Here is a 16,644-nt window from a genome sequence, read left to right on the forward strand (position 1 = left end):
GAACGGGTAATTTCAGAGCGAGGGAAGTCCCAAGGGGGATGCGCGAGGATTGGCCGCAGGCCAGCAATACCGATTTAGTCGCGAGAGTTGCACGTTGGGAAGAGGCCGTGTCTGGTCGGCAAGAAGTAAGCCCCATAGACAAAAAAACGCGGCGAGAATAATGGCACCGAACAGGCTAACCAGCACGCACGTGGAGTCTGTGGCAGTAATCGGCGTGACTAGGCCGGAATCATCAAGCTGATCATCCGCGTTGAAGTTGCCACCCATGGAACAAGACGGGCCATCAAGGCCAGCGAGTTGCAACCCGGCCATCTGACCATGACTGATGGCGCAGGTGAACGCGCTGAACAGGATGCATCCATAGAGAATCCATGCGACGAGAGAGCGTTCATTGCGCGCGATTTTCATAAGGCAAGACGTCACCACAGTAAGGTAAGACGCACAGATCAGATGGTATTAGTCTGCGCACCGAGCCCAAATCCTGAACTTCGAACATAAGAACAAGCGCCAAGGCTTTTTCAAGCCTTGGCGCCTGATGACAACGCTTTAACCCTGCCAAGAGAAATCGCCTGTCATGCACAAAGGTAGCACTCACCTATAGGCAATCTGCACTGCGACAATTTGCCACACCAAAAAGCATTCACCCGTATTACAGGTTGCAACAACGCCTAACTCGATGACTGAGGCAGATTGTCGCAGGCTCTGAGGTCAAAACCTTGAAGGCCGACTGATCAGTAGTAGCGAAACCGTTACGCATAGCAAGGAATAGGCCAAACATAAAAATCGTCAAAAATGGCGGAAATGATCAACGTTTTGGCATTCCTAAGAACCCAGATTATTTTATAGTTATTTTACAGCCTGAAAAATGCACACCCAACGAGTGAAGTCTTCATACAACTCGCAAAAGATTCCTAGTTGATCTCATGTCATATCATTAATCTAGTTAGACACTCAACACTCATTCTGCGCGAGTAATTCCTCAGAGAACTTCACCATGGCAAAATTAGTACGCAGCATCATCGAGCTTGAAACTCAAATGGATGAGAGCCTACATCTTGAAATACTGTTGCTCTTGAATAACATTAAAAAGAATTCTCCTCGTTGTGCTGGCGGCACATTTAAAAAGAACCCAAGCTCCGGCGAGTGGCTGATAGAGTTAGTTTGGTATGATGCGGCCTCCATGCTAGCTCATTTCTCCTCCAAGTCATTGCAGGTTCTTCTCAAACTCCTAGCATCCAGGTGTTCCAGACTATCTTTCGGAGAGGTTTCAAATACCGCCACATTAAGCTGCGCTGCCTCAGCGTAACCGTAAAAAAATAGCCTCCGGGCAGCGACTTGCAAATAGATGCATCCTTCAGCCATTTCACCCCATATCAATATTTGAGTACTGCCATGTGTATCTCATACAACTATCTGCGCGCTCAACGCTCAAAGAAGCCACTCAACCTACTGAAGCCGATGTTGTCGGCAATCTTGTTTTTGGTTATTTCAGGCTGTGCAAAAACACAACATTACGAAGAAACTGACCATAAATCTTCGCCCCCAACAAAATTACCGCACGGTCCTATCGCCCTTATCATCTCTGATTCAGCAACTGAAACGATCAGACAATTGAGCACCTACAACAACCATTATAAAAATAGCTGGACCGCTCGTTTTTACATGGACTCCATACGCCAAGCATATGTAGAGACCTCAGATCCTGCTTTGAGTTTAAACGGCGTCACCCAGGCACTTAAAAAACGCTTCGGCGAAGTGCATAACTATCAATCAATTGAACAAGCTTCACGCAGCGACTCGCCACTCATCGCAAAATTGGATATAAAAACGCGGCTTATCAACAACCGCGCATCAGAACCGGAGTCGTTTCTTTCACTGGAGTTCTACACACCAGGCGGGCATTACTTGGGAACGGTTGACTCCAACATTAAACGCTCACTAACACCCTTGTGGACAAACAATAAGCGTGAGCAGGAAATCGTCGCCGAAATACGATAACAGAGAGAAATCCAACAACAAGCCCTTGAATTACTCGACCAGCGCTTGAGTAAAATACCCACAGAGTAGATGTGGTGCATTGTAAAAAAATCAATAGCGGCCTAAGTCACTTTGCGTGGCAGCCACATTATTTACACAAAAATAAAATTGCCTAGATGGAGTATTGCTTTAAATACAGCCGCGCTCTGAATACATTGCATCGATGCGATCGATGGCGCCGAGCGAAAGATAGTCGTCCACTATGCCAGCTTCAAGGTCGCCATACCCATGTACTAAAACTCTAGTGTCCTGAGCGGTTAATTTATTTCCCTACAAACGACGATATCCTAAGCGCCGAATGTCATGGATTGGTTATACATATGCCTCGGCCAGATTCTCCCTTCGCTTTAACGCCTTCTGATCTCATTACCCTGCAAGATTGGATGAGGATGAGTACCCTGGGAAAGGCCCTTGTTGAGCAGACTCGCATCCTACTTCTGTTGGGTGATGGAATGACACCCAAGGCCGTCATCGACCAGGTGCAGGTCACACGGCCGACGGTATTTAAGTGGCGAAAGCGCTATCTGGAAGCCGGTATTGAGGGACTGGAGAATCTGCCGCGCAGCGGTCAATCACTCAAGCTTGTGGCCGGAAAAAATCAACGAAATTCTCAGGCTGACGACCAAGCGCGTCCCTAAAGAGGCCACACATTGGAGCGTTCGCTTGATGGCCAAATATGCTGGGGTCAGCACGTGGCAGGTTCGACAGCTTTGGGCGGCTTCCGACCTCAAACCCCATCGTCTGAAGATCTTCAAAATCAGCAATGATCCCCATTTCGCGGACAAGGTCGGTCGACGTGGCTGGGCTCTATTTGAACCCGCCGGATAACGCGCTGGCGCTGTCGGTTGACGAGAAAACTCAGATCCAAGCTTTGGTTCGTACTCAGCCGATGTTGCCGCTGCGCCTAGGTCAGATCGAACGCCGCACGTACGACTATAAGCGTCATGGAACAGCGAGCTTGTACGCAGCCCTCGACATCATGACCGGCTAAGTCATCGGACGGATTACCCAGCGCCTTCGCGCCAAGGAGTTTCTGGCCTTTCTGCAACAGATCGATCGCAACACGCCAACTGGAATGGACTTGCATGTGCTTCTGGATAACAGCTCAACTTATAAAACTGCCTTCATCAAGTAGTGGCTGGAAAAGCATCCACGCTTCAAATTGCACTTCATCCCGACCAGCGCATCCTGGCTGAACGCCGTGGAGGGCTGGTTTGCACAAGTGGAAAGACGAGCGCTGTACCGGGGCGCCTTCACCAGCGTGGCCGATTTGACAACAGCTATCCGTCAATTTATCGAAGCTCATAACGAGCATTCAGCCAAACCCTTCAAATGGAAGAAAACGGCTGAGGCCATCATCAGTTCGGCGCATAAAGCAAAACTGAGCGTGATAAAAAATAAGTTAATTGATTAACCGCTCAGGCCATTCGTTTCAAACACTCCAAAATACCCGATTGTTGAGTAACTGTTCGAACCTGCTGCTGGGGTTCACTCTGGCTGCTGCTCTTAGGCAGGCCAAGAAGCATTGGGGAAGAAGCTGCCATCGAAACCGAATAACGTGAAAGCCTTGTAAAGGAATGTTGAGCGTCCGCTTACTAACGCAGGGTATTCAACGCAAAAAACGCTCCCTATGAACGACTTCTGATGAATCGTGTCGTGACAACTCATCACGCTTCGGAGCGCTGAACATAGACCCGATCAGCATAGAAGATCGTTGTTCTAAACGAGCTCAAATTTGGACAAGCATAGAACTTATTCAATATTTTCAGTGCTACTGCGTAATCACCTACCCAGTACGGTAAAATTTTGCTATTTACATGGTTTTTGGCAATAATCATAAATAAAAATGCTGAGCGAGGCCGTTCTAACCGCCCATGCTGGATATTCTAAGTGACTTATGTTCAATGGCATTTACGGCAAATTCAATTTTTTGTCGGCAGGAATTAATGGAGGGTCAAATCGATACCGAGTCGTTCACGGCGATACTGTTAGCCAGCGGCGGCTTGTTTCTGCTTCTGATTTTGTTCGGCGCGGTGCAAGTCACAATGTTTACTTTATCCTGGACGCAAGGTGAACACTTCCAGAAGAACGTGGTAATCGGAATGCTGGTGGCAGCCTGCGGGTTGTTCGTGTTGTTGCTACCAAGCGCCAGTTCATCTCCCTTGGGTAGCCGCATTGCTAATGACGATTTCCGGCGTGGCGTAGGGCGCCTATTCAGTGTTCGGAAAATCAGCCGTGAATCCACTCGCGGAAACCGCTGACAATTTTGCGAGATGCCTCACCTTTCTGCTTTACTGGCTCCAGCAACCGTGTTCGGAAGTGGCCTTCACATGAGATTTCCCGGAGTGATGTACGCGCTTGCATCGGGTGTGTTGACATCAGGTTTTGGCTCTGCGCTGTGGTACCGCATCGTCAGACATATCAGTTCCCAGCAAGCCGCCACTCTTCAGTTAAGCGCTCCAATCATTGTGTTGTTGGCAGGCGTACGAATTTTGAACGAGCCGATATCGCTGTACCTATTGATGATATCAGCCGTCGTACTTGGCGGTGTCACGCTGGCCTTGTTGCCGTGCTATGCGACAACAGGTCGCTGATCAAGGAGAATGACTGCTAGCAGATCAGATCATCATTCGTGACGTGGCCCTCAATCCCATACCTCACATGGACGCAAACTTGCTGGGTGGCTGGATGATACCTGCTGGACAATGTAGCAAAACGAACAGCCATGCTTGGAACGCTCCAATAAGCTTACCAACGAGCTCCTGCCGCTGAGGTGTGCTTGCCGGCCGCAACACATGAGAGATCACTATGTCATTACGCGCGCTTCGTACCTTAATTGCTATCGCTCAGCACGGTTCATTTGCGCGAGCCGCAGACACAGTTCATCTCACACAATCAGCAGTGAGCCTGCACATAAAGTCACTTGAAGAGGAGTTCAACGCTTCGTTGTTTGACCGCTCGCGTCGATCGCCCGTATTAACCGACGCAGGCCACTTAGCGGTGGAGCGGGCGCGCGAGATCGTTGCACTTTACGACAGCATTGCTTCGGACATTGGAGGTGATCACGAGCTGCGGGGTCGACTGAAAATTGGTGCCATCCAGACTGCACTGGCCAGTGCGTTGCCTTTGGCCCTGGCCGCGCTAGCTGCCGAGCACCCACATCTACGCATAAACGTAGCCTCAGGCATGTCTGCCGAATTGGCCACGCGCGTAGAGGCTGGTGAGTTGGATGTCGCACTCACCACAGAACCTGTGAAACCGCACCCTTACGGTTTGGTTAGTACAACACTCTACGAAGAAGGCTTTTGGATCATTGCTCCGGGCTCATGCGCAGGTTTAGATTTTAGACAGCTACTTCAGCAACTACCGTTTATCCGCTTTGACCGCAGGGCTTGGGCCGGGCGTACCATTGACCGGGAGCTTCGTCGGCTGCGCCTTCGCGTGCAAACCAGTATGGAGTTAGACAGTCAGGATGCGATCATCCAGATGGTTGCCAGTGGTCTGGGGGTGTCAGTGGTTCCACTTTCCAGCCAGAACCTCGAACAACTCAAACACCTGGAAGTCCAGCCATTCGGATCACCGCAAAAAACGCGTTGTGTTGTGCTTTTGGAGCAAGAAGAAAGGCCATTAGGTCGGCTGGCAGCGGCCCTGGCGGAGGCTGTCAAAAAGCACGCCCCCATGTAACGACTAATGAGTAAAACTTGTCGAAACATGAATTTTATATCGTTTTTACTTTAGGTATCGATTCCTTATCGTAGTGCCCATCCAATCGCATTTCGAAGGGCATCATGCACGGCAACGAAACTCCAACCAGCGCTTTCCAGTCACCCATTCTACTCATGGCCAAACGCGCTACCACCATGCGCGCTGAGGGGCGGGATGTTATTGACTTAACGCTTGGCGAACCTGATTTCAATGCGCCTGAGCACGTGCTGGATGCAGCGCACCTAGCGCTAGGTGCCCGTCTAACCTACTCCCCATCAAACGGTATTGAGCCGCTTCGCAAGGCTATCCGTATGCGGGCACGTGAAGACCGAGGATTAGATTTCGGTGATGATCAAATCGCGGTTGGGTGTGGCGCAAAACAGATCATCTTTAACGCCTTCCAAGCGACCCTTAAGCCCGGTAATGACGTTATTCTCCCCGCCCCTTACTGGGCCAGCTATCCCGCCATGATCAAGATGTGCGGTGCGCAACCGATCATTCTTCCGACTACCGCTTCGGAAGGATTCAGATTGACAGCGGAGCACTTGGCAGCAGGTCTGCGCCTGGCTAAATTGCCAAAGTGGGTAATTCTCAATGCACCTGGTAATCCTTCCGGCTCTTTGTATTCTGAGACCGAGTTGCAAGCGATGGCTGAAGTTCTGCGCCATTACCCAGATGTGATGGTGCTGTCAGACGATATCTACGCGGAAATTCGATTCACCCAAGACCCTTATCTGACATTGGCATCGGTAGCGCCAGACCTGGCAGAACGTATCCTCATCGTCGATGGCGTATCTAAAGCCTATGCCATGACAGGTTGGCGTGTAGGTTGGGGGTGCGGCTCGAGGTCGCTGATTTCGGCGATCACTACCGTACAATCTCAAAACTGCACGCAGACCAGCACCTTGAGCCAACTCGCTGCGGTCGCAGCACTTGAAGGGCCACGAAACTTTCTAGCTGAGCGCAATGCGATCTATCGTCAGCGCCGAGATGCTGCACTTCATGTCCTCCGGTCGAGCAATAAACTGGAGGTATCGTGCCCAGAGGGTGCGTTTTATTTACTTCCTCAGATCAAAACGGGTGTAGACGATCAAACTCTCGCGCTTGATCTGCTCGAAGTCGGCGTCGCAACGGTTCCCGGAAGTGCTTTTGGGCTGCCTGGCCACCTTCGGCTTTCTTTTGCTACGGACGAAGCTACCCTGGTTGAAGGGTGTAAACGGTTGGTTCGTGCGCTCGAGGCGTACTCGTGACTGCCGAACTTTTGATTGCCCTCGCGCCTATTGTCCTGCTGATTGCCATGGGCGCCTGGCTCAAGCGCAGTCGGTTTCTAGAAGACAGTTTCTGGGCACAGGCAGAGCGCCTAGGCTACTACGTTCTCCTACCCGCGCTGTTTTTGCATGGTCTGGCGACCGCCAAATTGGACAACGTGCCAGTCCAAGGGATGATCATGGCGCTTGTACTCTCGACGATCATGGTCGCACTGCTGATGGTCGGCGCCCGTGGGATCATTAAGGGTAACGACGCAGCGTTCACTTCCGTCTTCCAGGGAGGGGTGCGTTTTAATAACTACGTGGGCGTCTCAGTGGTGGCCGGCTTGTTCGGTGCTCAGGGCATCGCTCTGGCTGCCGTAGCCAATGCGGCCATAGTGCCGACCGTGAACATTCTGTGCGTACTGGTGTTCGCGCGTTACGGCACAGGTGGCAGGATGTCTGCGGGCAATGTTGCCAAGCAGTTGGCACTGAACCCACTGGTACTCGCCTGTTTCGGAGGGATACTGCTTCAGGCACTAGGATTGGGCCTGCCTGCTGGCATTGAGCCGATGATTAAGGCTTTAGGGCAGGCATCCTTACCACTGGGCTTACTGTGTGTAGGGGCAGCACTTGAGTTTGGCTCTGTGCGCAGCTGGATTCGGCCCGTCGCATATTCATCGGTGGTCAAGTTCATGATCATGCCACTAACCACGCTGTGCGCATGTCATGTGTTTGGATTAGACGGCAAAGCAGCTATAGCGGCATTGCTCTTCCAGGCACTGCCTACAGCCTCGTCGTCCTACATCATGGCGAGACAGCTAGGTGGAGACGCACCTCTCATGGCGGGGATAATTGCTAGTCAAACTTTGCTTGCAGCACTAGCACTTCCCATTGCAGTGATCGTTTTGATTCCTTGGGTCTGATGTTCATGGTCTTCAGCCTGGAAAGCTGGAGTTGATGCGAAGACTGACCTAAAAATTTAACGCATCCGGTAAATTTGTAACGCTTGAGTCAGAGTAGTCGCGGTGAAGAGATAGCCATTCGATGGTGGCATCGGCACCCTAACATTGAACGGAGTAATGCCTACTCAACACAGACCGGCACCATACTCTCGAATGCCAGAAAGCAAAGGTGTGTTCACTGGACGCTGACTCATAACATTCGCCGTGAATGAATGCTCACGGCGCGCCCCTGAAATGGAACGCGCAGTAAGTCTTGGAGATTCAACCTTTCGTCATACCAGCAAGTGTTTCTGCACTCCTCGTGAAATCTACAGCCATCTGGATCATTGCCTTCTTCAGCGAACCGATATAGATCTCAACATGGCGAACATACTCAGCCATGCTCCAATCCGGCGGCGGTTTCCCATCAGGCGATCACGGTGCGGTCAGACCTTGTCTTCAGCAAGCGCGACCGGGCTGCGCATGACGGTCAGCCATGCATCCCAAGCGACCAGCACCAACAGGCTGGAACCCAATACAGGCAGTGCGACACCCAGCAACAGCGCGACGCTGACTACCGCGACTTGCGCGCCGCGGCTCAACGTACGCCAAGCGCTGAGCAGCGTGGCAGCCCTCCCCCCGCTCAGTGCTCGTGTAGGCCGACGGCGCCACCACATCAGGTAACCCATGACGACCAACACCACCAGCCCAGTGGCGAACACAATCAACACCAACTGATTCGCCAGCCCGAACAACACGCCCATGTGGGCATCGATGCCCCAGCGGGTCAGCTTGGCTGCCAGTGGGTACTGGGCAAACACAACCTTGTCGACGACGGCCAGGGTGGCGGCGTCAATCGCCACGGCGTCGACCTGGGTTGGCCAACGGCGGTCAATCTCGGTGACGGTCCAGGCTTTGTCCGGTGCCGAGGACGGGCGTATTTCGACTCGGGCGGCATCAATCCCCTCAGCGTGCGCCTTGGCCAGCACCGTATCAAACAGAGAGAGGTCCAGGGTCGATGTGAGCATCGTCACGCCGGCCATGTGGTGTCCTGCATGTTCATCCGACGGCCTGTTCGTCGCGTGAGTCTGCCCCAGCGTGGTAGACACGCTGGGAGTGGACCAACCCCAGTAGGCTCTCAGTATGCCGATGTTGTCGCCCGCCCACTGGGACCAGGTCAACCCGGTCGCCGAGAAGAACAGCAGCCCCAGCAGCAGGCAAAGTCCAAGCGTTGCATGAAGCTGGCGCAGGCCTTTTTTCGCTGGCCTCGTTGCAGGCATCTTTTTGCGGTGTTGTGCGAACCACAGCAGCAAACCGCCTAGTGCGGCGACCCACAACCAGGAGGCTGCCAGTTCGCTATAAATGCGGCCGATATCACCCAGCATCAGCCCACGATGGAACTGATCGATCCAGGTCCGCAGTGGCAGCACGCCACTGGTGCCATACACCTTCATGTCGCCACGCACCTGCCCACTGACGGGATCAACGAATATCGCACGGTATTCGGAAGGCCCCAGCCCAGGCATCGCAACTAACACGCGCGCAGTATCGCCCTGAGCAGGGGCGGGGCGCACCGCTGTCACCGCCGCGGAAGGCCCCACCACTACCTGAGCTGACTGGACTATTTGCGCGAGGCTCAAGGACGGCCCTTGAGAATCGGTATGAAGAGCATGGTCGTAAAGGCGGCTTTCGATTTGCGGTGTGAGTGCATACAGCACGCCGCTGACCGCTGCCACCAGCAAAAACGGACCGACTAAAAAACCAATATAAAAATGCAGTCTTCTGATTAAAGCATGCAGCGCACCTGGCGCTGGGTTTCCCGTTGGTTTGGACATCAGGACTCACCACGTAGACATGCTTGCACAGCGCGATCAATGAATCGCGCAAGCACTTCAGAATTCTGGGTTGTGGAACTACTCGCAGAGGCGAGCGCCAACACCCCCGTCAAGGCGCGATGCGCCATGCCTGGCGCACCACAAAAAAACGCCTATCCCATTTCAGGGCACAGGCGTTTGATAACACGACTCTAACCCTGCCAAGAGAAATCATCGCGTCATCCTCAAATTTAGCACGCAGCCGATGACGGGCGAGGCTGCGACAATCCGCCACATATAAAAGCATCGCCGCCCAAACTCGATGGTATTCAAGCCCCAGCCACACACTGCGGCAGAACGTCGCACTTTGACTGTTCAAAGCCTCTCAATAGACTTGGATCGCGGCTGCCGTGAGAGCAAGCGGCAGCACGTTTCATACGCCACGGAGGGCATGCGCCACTTCGAGTGCGAGCTTTCTTATTATAAAAATACTCGTTGAGGTCAACCGTGAAAAAAATATTGGCTGCGGCCTTGGTATTCGCATTTTCTACTGCCCATGCTGCACAGGATCCTGAGGCGGTCTTCAATCGCTCCTGCACGATGTGTCACAGCGGCCAACTGCCTATGGCGCCGAAAAAAGGCGATAAGGTGGCCTGGAAACCGCGCCTGGAGCAAGGCAATGATGTACTGGTCAAGCATGTGACCGAAGGGTTCAACGCCATGCCGGCGCGTGGCCTGTGCATGAACTGCACTGCTGAGGATTACAAGGCAGTGATCGACTGGATGTCGAAGTAAGTGTGGCGCTTGAAGCCGCCTCTGAACTGCCCAGTTTGCTGGCCAAGCAGTACATCCGCTCAAGCCTGCGCGAGCGCTGCAAAAAGTAGTCGCGATGTGGCCCCCCCTAATATCAGGTTCCTCACGGATTACCGGGAAAGACGCTCTTAATCTTCATGAAAAAGAATTCGCTATCCCGGTAACCGTACGCCATCTGCTTGATGACCTTTATTCGATTGTTTCTTCCTTCCAACTGAACGGTGTGCATCGGCCAACGAACCCGGCTCACCACTCCCCGCCAGTAACCCTTTAGCCATTTGGCGAACTGGATCAGAGCTGGTATTTCGCTTTCGTGCGCATGGCGCAGCCATTGCTTCAAGGCCGATCGCCAACCCCATGCAGTACTCGGCGTCCAGAGTGTTTTGAGTTCAGATTTCATCAAGTAGACCGTCATCAACGCTTGGTTAGCCGCCAGCAGATCCTCCAGTCGGACCTGTTGTTCCGGCGTTTTCCAGTTCTGCGGATTGCGCAGTAACAGCCATCGCGCCTCCTTGATGACCTTGCGGGCAGGCTTGTCGTGACGCAACCGGTTAGCCTCGTCGACGCGGACCCGATCAATCACCTCTCGGCCATATTTTTGGCCACCACATGGAACAGATCGTAGGCCACTCGCGCGTTAGGGCATTGCTGACGAACCTCCAAGTCAAAAGCGGTGTTCATGTCCATCGCCACCGCTTCTATTCGAGCGCAACTCTCTGGCCCCAGTTGCTCGAAGAAAGGCCTGACCACTGCTCGGCTGCGGCCTTCACCGCCCCACAGCACGCGTCGTGTATCCGCATCCAGGACCACGCTGGCGTAACGATGACCTTTGAACAGGGCGAATTCGTCCATCACCAGACGTCGCGGTCGCACCTTTGGCAAAACGCTCAACGCCGCTTGCAAGGCTCGACGCTCCAGCAACCGAACGGTGCCCCAGTGCAGCCGAAACAGTTGAGCCACGTGCAGTGTGGGAAGGCGCTCGCAGGCTTGAATGACCGCCTCGGCCAAACGCCGCGTCATGCGGGCATAGCGGTCCAGCCAACTGACGGCCTCCATACGTTTACCGCAGTCACGACAGCCAACACGCCTGAGCAACACGCTGAGGCGCAGCGTCCGCCCGAGAATTGGTAAATCCCGGACAGTTCGCTCGCAATACTCAGGCGTGGTTGAACAGCGTTTTTGGCCGCCGCTACAGGAAGGGAACGGGTGACGTGGGGAATCAGGTCGATCTGAATCGCGTCGCCATCAGGCCTGATCGTGACAACAGAAAAGCCCTCCCAAAAAGGAAGGAACGTATTAATATCGTGCATAAGAACGCCGGTTTTTTAGATGTGTTTGCTCGCACGAACATCATCAATCAAATCGGCGTTCTTGTTTCTGTGTTTCTCGGGATTCCGTGAAGAACCAAAAAAAAGCCCCGCGACCGAATAGGTCACGGGACAAAACATTGGTTGGATGCGGCCAACCAAAGGAGCTCTGTTGGTTACTTGCTGGCGACTGTTTCCGGTGACCAGCCGCCACCCAAGGCTTTGTAGATGGCAACGATGCCGCGGTACAGGTCAACTTCGGCCTGGGCCTGGGAGTCTTCAGCCGCCAGGCGTTCGCGCTGGGCGTCGAGCAGCACCAGGAAGTCCACCGTGCCTTCGCGGTAGCGAATGTCGGCCAGGTCGGCGGCGGCGCGGCTGGATTCGCTTTGACGAATCAACGAGAACAGCCGCTGCTGGCGTTTGCCGTAGTCGCTGAAAGCGTTTTCCGACTCTTCCAGGGCCAGCAGCACTTGCTGTTCGTAGGTCGCCAGGGCGCCATCCGCTTCAGCATCGGCGCCGCGCAAGCGGGCCCGCACACTGCCCAGGTCAAACGCAGCCCAGGTGATGCTCGGGCCCAGCGCCCAGGCATTGGCGGCCGAGGAGCCGATCTGCGAACCGCGCCCAGCAGTAAAGCCGAGGAAGCCGCTGAGGCTGACCCGAGGGAACAGGTCGGCCTTGGCCACGCCGATGCGCGCAGTGGACGCAGCCAGTTTGCGTTCGGCGCTGAGAATGTCCGGGCGCCGTTGCAGCAGTTCGCCCGGGTCACCAATCGGTAAGGCCTTGGCAATTGCAGGCAACTGCGCCGGGCTCAGGTCCACCGTGAGTTTGTCCGGGCGTTCGCCGAGCAGGGTGGCAATGCGGTTGCGCTGGCGTGCCTGTTCGGCTTGCAGTTGCGGCACGCTGGCTTCAACCGAGGCCAGGCGCGCGTCGGCGCGCACCACGTCGAGCTGATCGCCGACCCCGGCATCACGCAGGCTTTCGGTGATCTTGCGTGACTCCTGCTGGTTGTTCAGGTTGGCCAGGGCGATTTTTTCCCGCAGTTGGGCGCCGCGCAGTTGGCCGTAGGCGTCCACCAGTTCGGCAATCAGGCTGACTTGCAGTTGGTAGAGGTCGGCCTCGGCGGCCTGCTGGTCGGCGTCGCTGGCTTCCAGGTTGCGTTGGATACGCCCAAACAGGTCCAGCTCCCAGGCCATGTCCAGGCCCAGGTCGTAACGTTCACTTTTCACGCGCCGGGTGGTTTGCCCAGGGATCTGGCCCTTGGCCTGGTCACTGCTGGCGCGGCTGGTGATGGTGGGCATGGCGTCATTGCTGGCGTCATCGCGAATCGCCCGTGCCGCCCGCAGCCGGGCAAAGGCGACCCGCAGTTCGCGGTTGCCCTGCAACGACTGGGTCACCAATTGGTTGAGGATCGGGTCCTCGAATTGCTGCCACCAGATGCCTTCAAAGCGTGCTCGGTCAAAGTTCTTTTGCCCGGCGGCGCCATCGGTGGCGGCCGTGATATGGGCCGCCTCCAGGTTCTGGGGCTTGTAGTCCGGGCCCACGGCGCAGGCGCTCAGGGCCACGGCCAACAGGCTCGGCAGGAAGACTTTCAGGCTCATTGTTGCGCCTCCAACTTCGGGGCGCGGGCCGCTTTGCGAGCCTCACCGCGTTCCATATAGTTGCGGATCAGGACGTAGAACACCGGGGTCAGCAGCAGGCCGAAGAAGGTCACCCCGAGCATCCCGGAGAACACCGCAACACCCATGGCGTGGCGCATTTCGGCACCGGCACCACTGGAGAACACCAGGGGCACCACACCCATGATGAAGGCGAACGAGGTCATCAGGATCGGCCGCAGACGCAGGCGGCAGGCTTCCAGCACCGCAGCCAGCGGGTCGAGGCCTTCCTCTTGTTTGTCCTTGGCAAACTCGACGATCAGAATCGCGTTCTTACACGCTAGGCCCACCAGTACGATCAAACCGATCTGGGTGAAGATGTTGTTGTCACCCCCCGACAGGATCACCCCGGTAATGGCCGAGAGCAGGGTCATCGGCACGATCAGGATCACCGCCAGTGGCAGGCTCCAGCTTTCGTACTGGGCGGCGAGCACCAGGAACGCCAGCAATACGCAGAGCGGGAACACGAACAGCGCGGTATTGCCCGAGAGAATCTGCTGGTAGGTCAGGTCGGTCCACTCGTAGGTCATGCCGTTGGGCAGTTCCTCCTTGAGCAGTTTCTCGATGGCTTTTTCGGCCTGGCCAGAGCTGTAGCCGGGCGCGGCGGCGCCGTTGATTTCAGCGGTGATAAAGCCGTTGTAGTGCATCACGCGGTCCGGGCCCGAGGTGTCGCTGACCTTGATGAAGGTCGCCAGCGGGATCATTTCGCCTTTGTTGTTGCGCACTTTGAGCTGGCCGATCTGGTCCGGTTCAAGGCGGAACTGCTGCTCAGCCTGGACGTTGACCTGGTAAGTGCGACCGAAGCGGTTGAAGTCGTTGGCATACAGCGAACCCAGGTAGATCTGCAGGGTGTCGAAGATGTCGCTGACGGCCACGCCGTGGGTCTTGGCTTTTTCGCGGTCGATGGCGGCATCGACCTGGGGCACGTTCACCGTGTAGCTGGTGAACAGCCCAGCCAGTTCCGGCACGCCGTGGCTTTTGTTGATGATGTTCATGGTTTCTTTGTACAGCTCGTCGTAGCCCAGGTTGCCCCGGTCTTCGATCTGCAGGCGGAACCCGCCAATGGTGCCCAGGCCCTGTACCGGCGGCGGCGGGAAGATCGCCATGTAGGCTTCCTGGATTTCGCCGAATTTTCCGTTCAACGCACCGGCAATCGCGCCGGCGGACATGCTTGGGTCTTTACGCTCGTCGAACGGCTTCAAGGTGACAAATATCACACCGTTGTTCGTGCTGTTGGTGAAGCCGTTGATCGACAAGCCTGGGAGCGCCGCGGTGCTTTCCACTCCCGGCTGTTTCAAGGCAATGTCGGACATGCGCTTGATCACGTCTTCGGTGCGATCAAGGCTCGCCGCATCCGGCAGTTGAGCGAAGGCCACGAGGTATTGCTTGTCCTGGCCAGGTACGAAACCGGTCGGGGTGTTGGAAAAACCAAAGAAGGTTAGGACCATCAGCCCCGCGTACAGCACCAAGGCAATACCGCTGCTGCGGATTACACGCGCCACGGCGCCGACGTAGCCATGGCTGGCTTTCTCGAAAAAGCGATTGAACGGACGGAATAACCAGCCACCAAACAGTTTGTCGAGCGCTTTTGAGACACGATCCTTCGGCGTGTTATGGCTACGCAGCAACACGGCGGCCAGAGCAGGGGACAAGGTCAGCGAGTTGAACGCCGAAATCACCGTGGAAATCGCAATGGTCAGGGCGAACTGTTTGTAAAACTGCCCGGTCAAGCCGCTTATAAAGGCCGCTGGAATGAACACCGCACACAGCACCAGTGCCGTGGCAATGATCGGACCAGTGACTTCGCTCATGGCCTTTTGAGTGGCCGGGAGGGGCTCCAGGCCCAGCTCAATGTTGCGCTCAACGTTCTCCACCACCACGATGGCGTCGTCCACCACGATACCGATAGCGAGTACCAAACCGAACAATGACAGCGCGTTAAGCGAGAAACCGAACAGGTGCATGACCGCAAAGGTACCAATCAGCGACACCGGCACGGCCACCAACGGAATGATCGAGGCGCGCCAGGTTTGCAGAAAAAGGATCACCACCAGCACCACTAGAATCAAGGCTTCAAACAGAGTGTGGACCACCGCCTCGATAGAGCCACGCACGAAGACGGTTGGATCGTAGGCGATGGCGAAATCCATACCTTGCGGAAAGTTTTTCTTCAACTCAGCCATTTTTTCACGAACGTCGTTTGATATCTGGATCGCATTGGAGCCAGGACGCTGGAAGATCGGCAATCCCACCGCCGGCTGGTTGTTAAGCAAGGAGCGCAACGCGTATTGGCTGGAGCCCAGCTCGACCCGCGCAATCTCCTTCAGCCGAGTGATTTCACCGTTATCGCCGGAACGAATGATGACATTCTCGAACTCTTCTTCAGTGACCAGACGGCCCTGGGTATTGACCGACAACTGGAAGGCGGTCGCGTTCGGGGCTGGTTGGGCGCCCAAGGCACCAGCGGCCACTTGACGGTTCTGCTCGCGAATGGCGGTCACCACATCGGTAGCGGTCAGGTTACGCGACGCGATCTTGTTCGGGTCCAGCCAGACGCGCAGGGAGTAGTCGCCCATGCCGAACAACTGCACATCACCCACACCGCTAAGGCGGGCCAACTCATCCTTGATGTTGAGAATCGCGTAGTTGGACAGGTAGAGCATGTCGTAGCGTTTGTCCGGCGAGGTCAAGTGCACCACCATGGTCAGGTTCGGGGAGGCCTTGTCCACAGTGATACCGATGCGACTCACTTCCTCAGGCAGTTTCGGCTGGGTCCGTGTTACACGGTTTTGTACCTGCACCTGAGCGTTGTCCAGGTCGGTGCCCAGGGCAAAGGTGATGGTCAGGGTCAGCTTGCCGTCGGCGGTCGACTGCGAGGACATGTACAGCATGTTCTCGACGCCGGTGATGGCCTGCTCCAGCGGCGCCGCCACGGTTTCACCGATGACTTTGGGGTTGGCCCCCGGGAAGTTGGCGCGTACCACCACAGTGGGCGGAACCACTTCCGGGTATTCGCTGATCGGCAGTTGGAACAGCGAAATCGCACCAGCGATCAAAATCAGCAGCGAAAGCACCGCGGCGAAGATCGGCCGTGAAATGAAGAATTGGGAAAAATTCATCGG

The 16,644-nt window shown here is 55.3% G+C and carries 12 protein-coding genes and 3 pseudogenes; 10 read left to right on the forward strand and 5 right to left on the reverse strand.

Features of this window, described 5'->3' with window-relative positions; translation table 11 throughout:
* Positions 1 to 12 precede the first annotated feature (12 nt).
* Complete coding sequence (locus C5F71_RS28570; RefSeq protein ID WP_081041709.1) at positions 13 to 408, reverse strand: DUF2946 domain-containing protein; 396 nt, start codon at positions 406 to 408, stop codon at positions 13 to 15.
* Positions 409 to 994: 586 nt separating this feature from the next.
* Here C5F71_RS28570 and C5F71_RS29010 point away from each other — a divergent pair.
* The 9 genes and pseudogenes from C5F71_RS29010 (at position 995) to C5F71_RS28600 (ending at position 7,915) form a co-directional block, all read left to right on the forward strand.
* Positions 995 to 1,306 carry a hypothetical protein gene (locus tag C5F71_RS29010; protein ID WP_135196258.1) on the forward strand — a complete coding sequence of 104 codons (312 nt, stop codon included), beginning with the start codon at positions 995 to 997 and terminating at the stop codon, positions 1,304 to 1,306.
* Between the two features lie 86 nt (positions 1,307 to 1,392).
* Positions 1,393 to 1,998 (forward strand): hypothetical protein, encoded by a 606-nt coding sequence (locus C5F71_RS29015; RefSeq protein WP_158682921.1) that lies wholly within the window; start codon positions 1,393 to 1,395, stop codon positions 1,996 to 1,998.
* A 359-nt stretch (positions 1,999 to 2,357) separates the two neighbouring features.
* Positions 2,358 to 3,451, forward strand: a pseudogene (locus tag C5F71_RS28575) (IS630 family transposase).
* Between the two features lie 490 nt (positions 3,452 to 3,941).
* A complete protein-coding gene (locus C5F71_RS29505; RefSeq protein ID WP_236321053.1) occupies positions 3,942 to 4,298 on the forward strand; it encodes a hypothetical protein in 357 nt (118 codons plus the stop codon).
* Between the two features lie 87 nt (positions 4,299 to 4,385).
* The gene (locus tag C5F71_RS29510) at positions 4,386 to 4,631 is read left to right on the forward strand and encodes an EamA family transporter (protein ID WP_236321057.1); all 246 of its coding nucleotides are present in this window, start codon (positions 4,386 to 4,388) and stop codon (positions 4,629 to 4,631) included.
* Between the two features lie 22 nt (positions 4,632 to 4,653).
* A pseudogene (locus C5F71_RS29515) lies at positions 4,654 to 4,802 on the forward strand (ACP phosphodiesterase); the annotation flags it as partial.
* Positions 4,803 to 4,845: 43 nt separating this feature from the next.
* On the forward strand, positions 4,846 to 5,721 hold the full coding sequence (locus C5F71_RS28590; RefSeq protein WP_029290928.1) for a LysR family transcriptional regulator: 876 nt from the start codon (positions 4,846 to 4,848) through the stop codon (positions 5,719 to 5,721).
* A gap of 104 nt (positions 5,722 to 5,825) precedes the next feature.
* Positions 5,826 to 6,992 carry a pyridoxal phosphate-dependent aminotransferase gene (locus C5F71_RS28595; RefSeq protein WP_104912564.1) on the forward strand — a complete coding sequence of 389 codons (1,167 nt, stop codon included), beginning with the start codon at positions 5,826 to 5,828 and terminating at the stop codon, positions 6,990 to 6,992.
* 47 nt (positions 6,993 to 7,039) lie between these two features.
* Positions 7,040 to 7,915 carry an AEC family transporter gene (locus C5F71_RS28600; RefSeq protein WP_050492694.1) on the forward strand — a complete coding sequence of 292 codons (876 nt, stop codon included), beginning with the start codon at positions 7,040 to 7,042 and terminating at the stop codon, positions 7,913 to 7,915.
* A 464-nt stretch (positions 7,916 to 8,379) separates the two neighbouring features.
* Here the strand turns inward: C5F71_RS28600 and C5F71_RS28605 are convergent, their stop codons facing one another.
* Positions 8,380 to 9,768, reverse strand: a complete 1,389-nt coding sequence (locus C5F71_RS28605; protein WP_029290921.1) for a PepSY domain-containing protein — start codon at positions 9,766 to 9,768, stop codon at positions 8,380 to 8,382.
* A 486-nt stretch (positions 9,769 to 10,254) separates the two neighbouring features.
* Here C5F71_RS28605 and C5F71_RS28610 point away from each other — a divergent pair, with 486 nt between their 5' ends.
* On the forward strand, positions 10,255 to 10,542 hold the full coding sequence (locus C5F71_RS28610; protein WP_029290919.1) for a cytochrome c5 family protein: 288 nt from the start codon (positions 10,255 to 10,257) through the stop codon (positions 10,540 to 10,542).
* A 121-nt stretch (positions 10,543 to 10,663) separates the two neighbouring features.
* On the opposite strand, the pseudogene C5F71_RS29815 reads toward C5F71_RS28610, so the two are convergent.
* The 3 genes and pseudogenes from C5F71_RS29815 to C5F71_RS28625 all read right to left on the reverse strand — a co-directional run bounded on the left by C5F71_RS29815 (position 10,664) and on the right by C5F71_RS28625 (position 16,641).
* A pseudogene (locus C5F71_RS29815) lies at positions 10,664 to 11,870 on the reverse strand (ISL3 family transposase).
* Positions 11,871 to 12,043: 173 nt separating this feature from the next.
* Positions 12,044 to 13,465, reverse strand: a complete 1,422-nt coding sequence (locus C5F71_RS28620; protein WP_029290914.1) for an efflux transporter outer membrane subunit — start codon at positions 13,463 to 13,465, stop codon at positions 12,044 to 12,046.
* Complete coding sequence (locus tag C5F71_RS28625; protein WP_104912565.1) at positions 13,462 to 16,641, reverse strand: efflux RND transporter permease subunit; 3,180 nt, start codon at positions 16,639 to 16,641, stop codon at positions 13,462 to 13,464. Before C5F71_RS28625 ends, C5F71_RS28620 begins: the two co-directional genes overlap by 4 nt.
* Positions 16,642 to 16,644 lie beyond the last annotated feature (3 nt).

The sequence above is a fragment of the Pseudomonas sp. LG1D9 genome (assembly GCF_002949995.1).
Taxonomy (GTDB): Bacteria; Pseudomonadota; Gammaproteobacteria; order Pseudomonadales; family Pseudomonadaceae; genus Aquipseudomonas; species Aquipseudomonas proteolytica.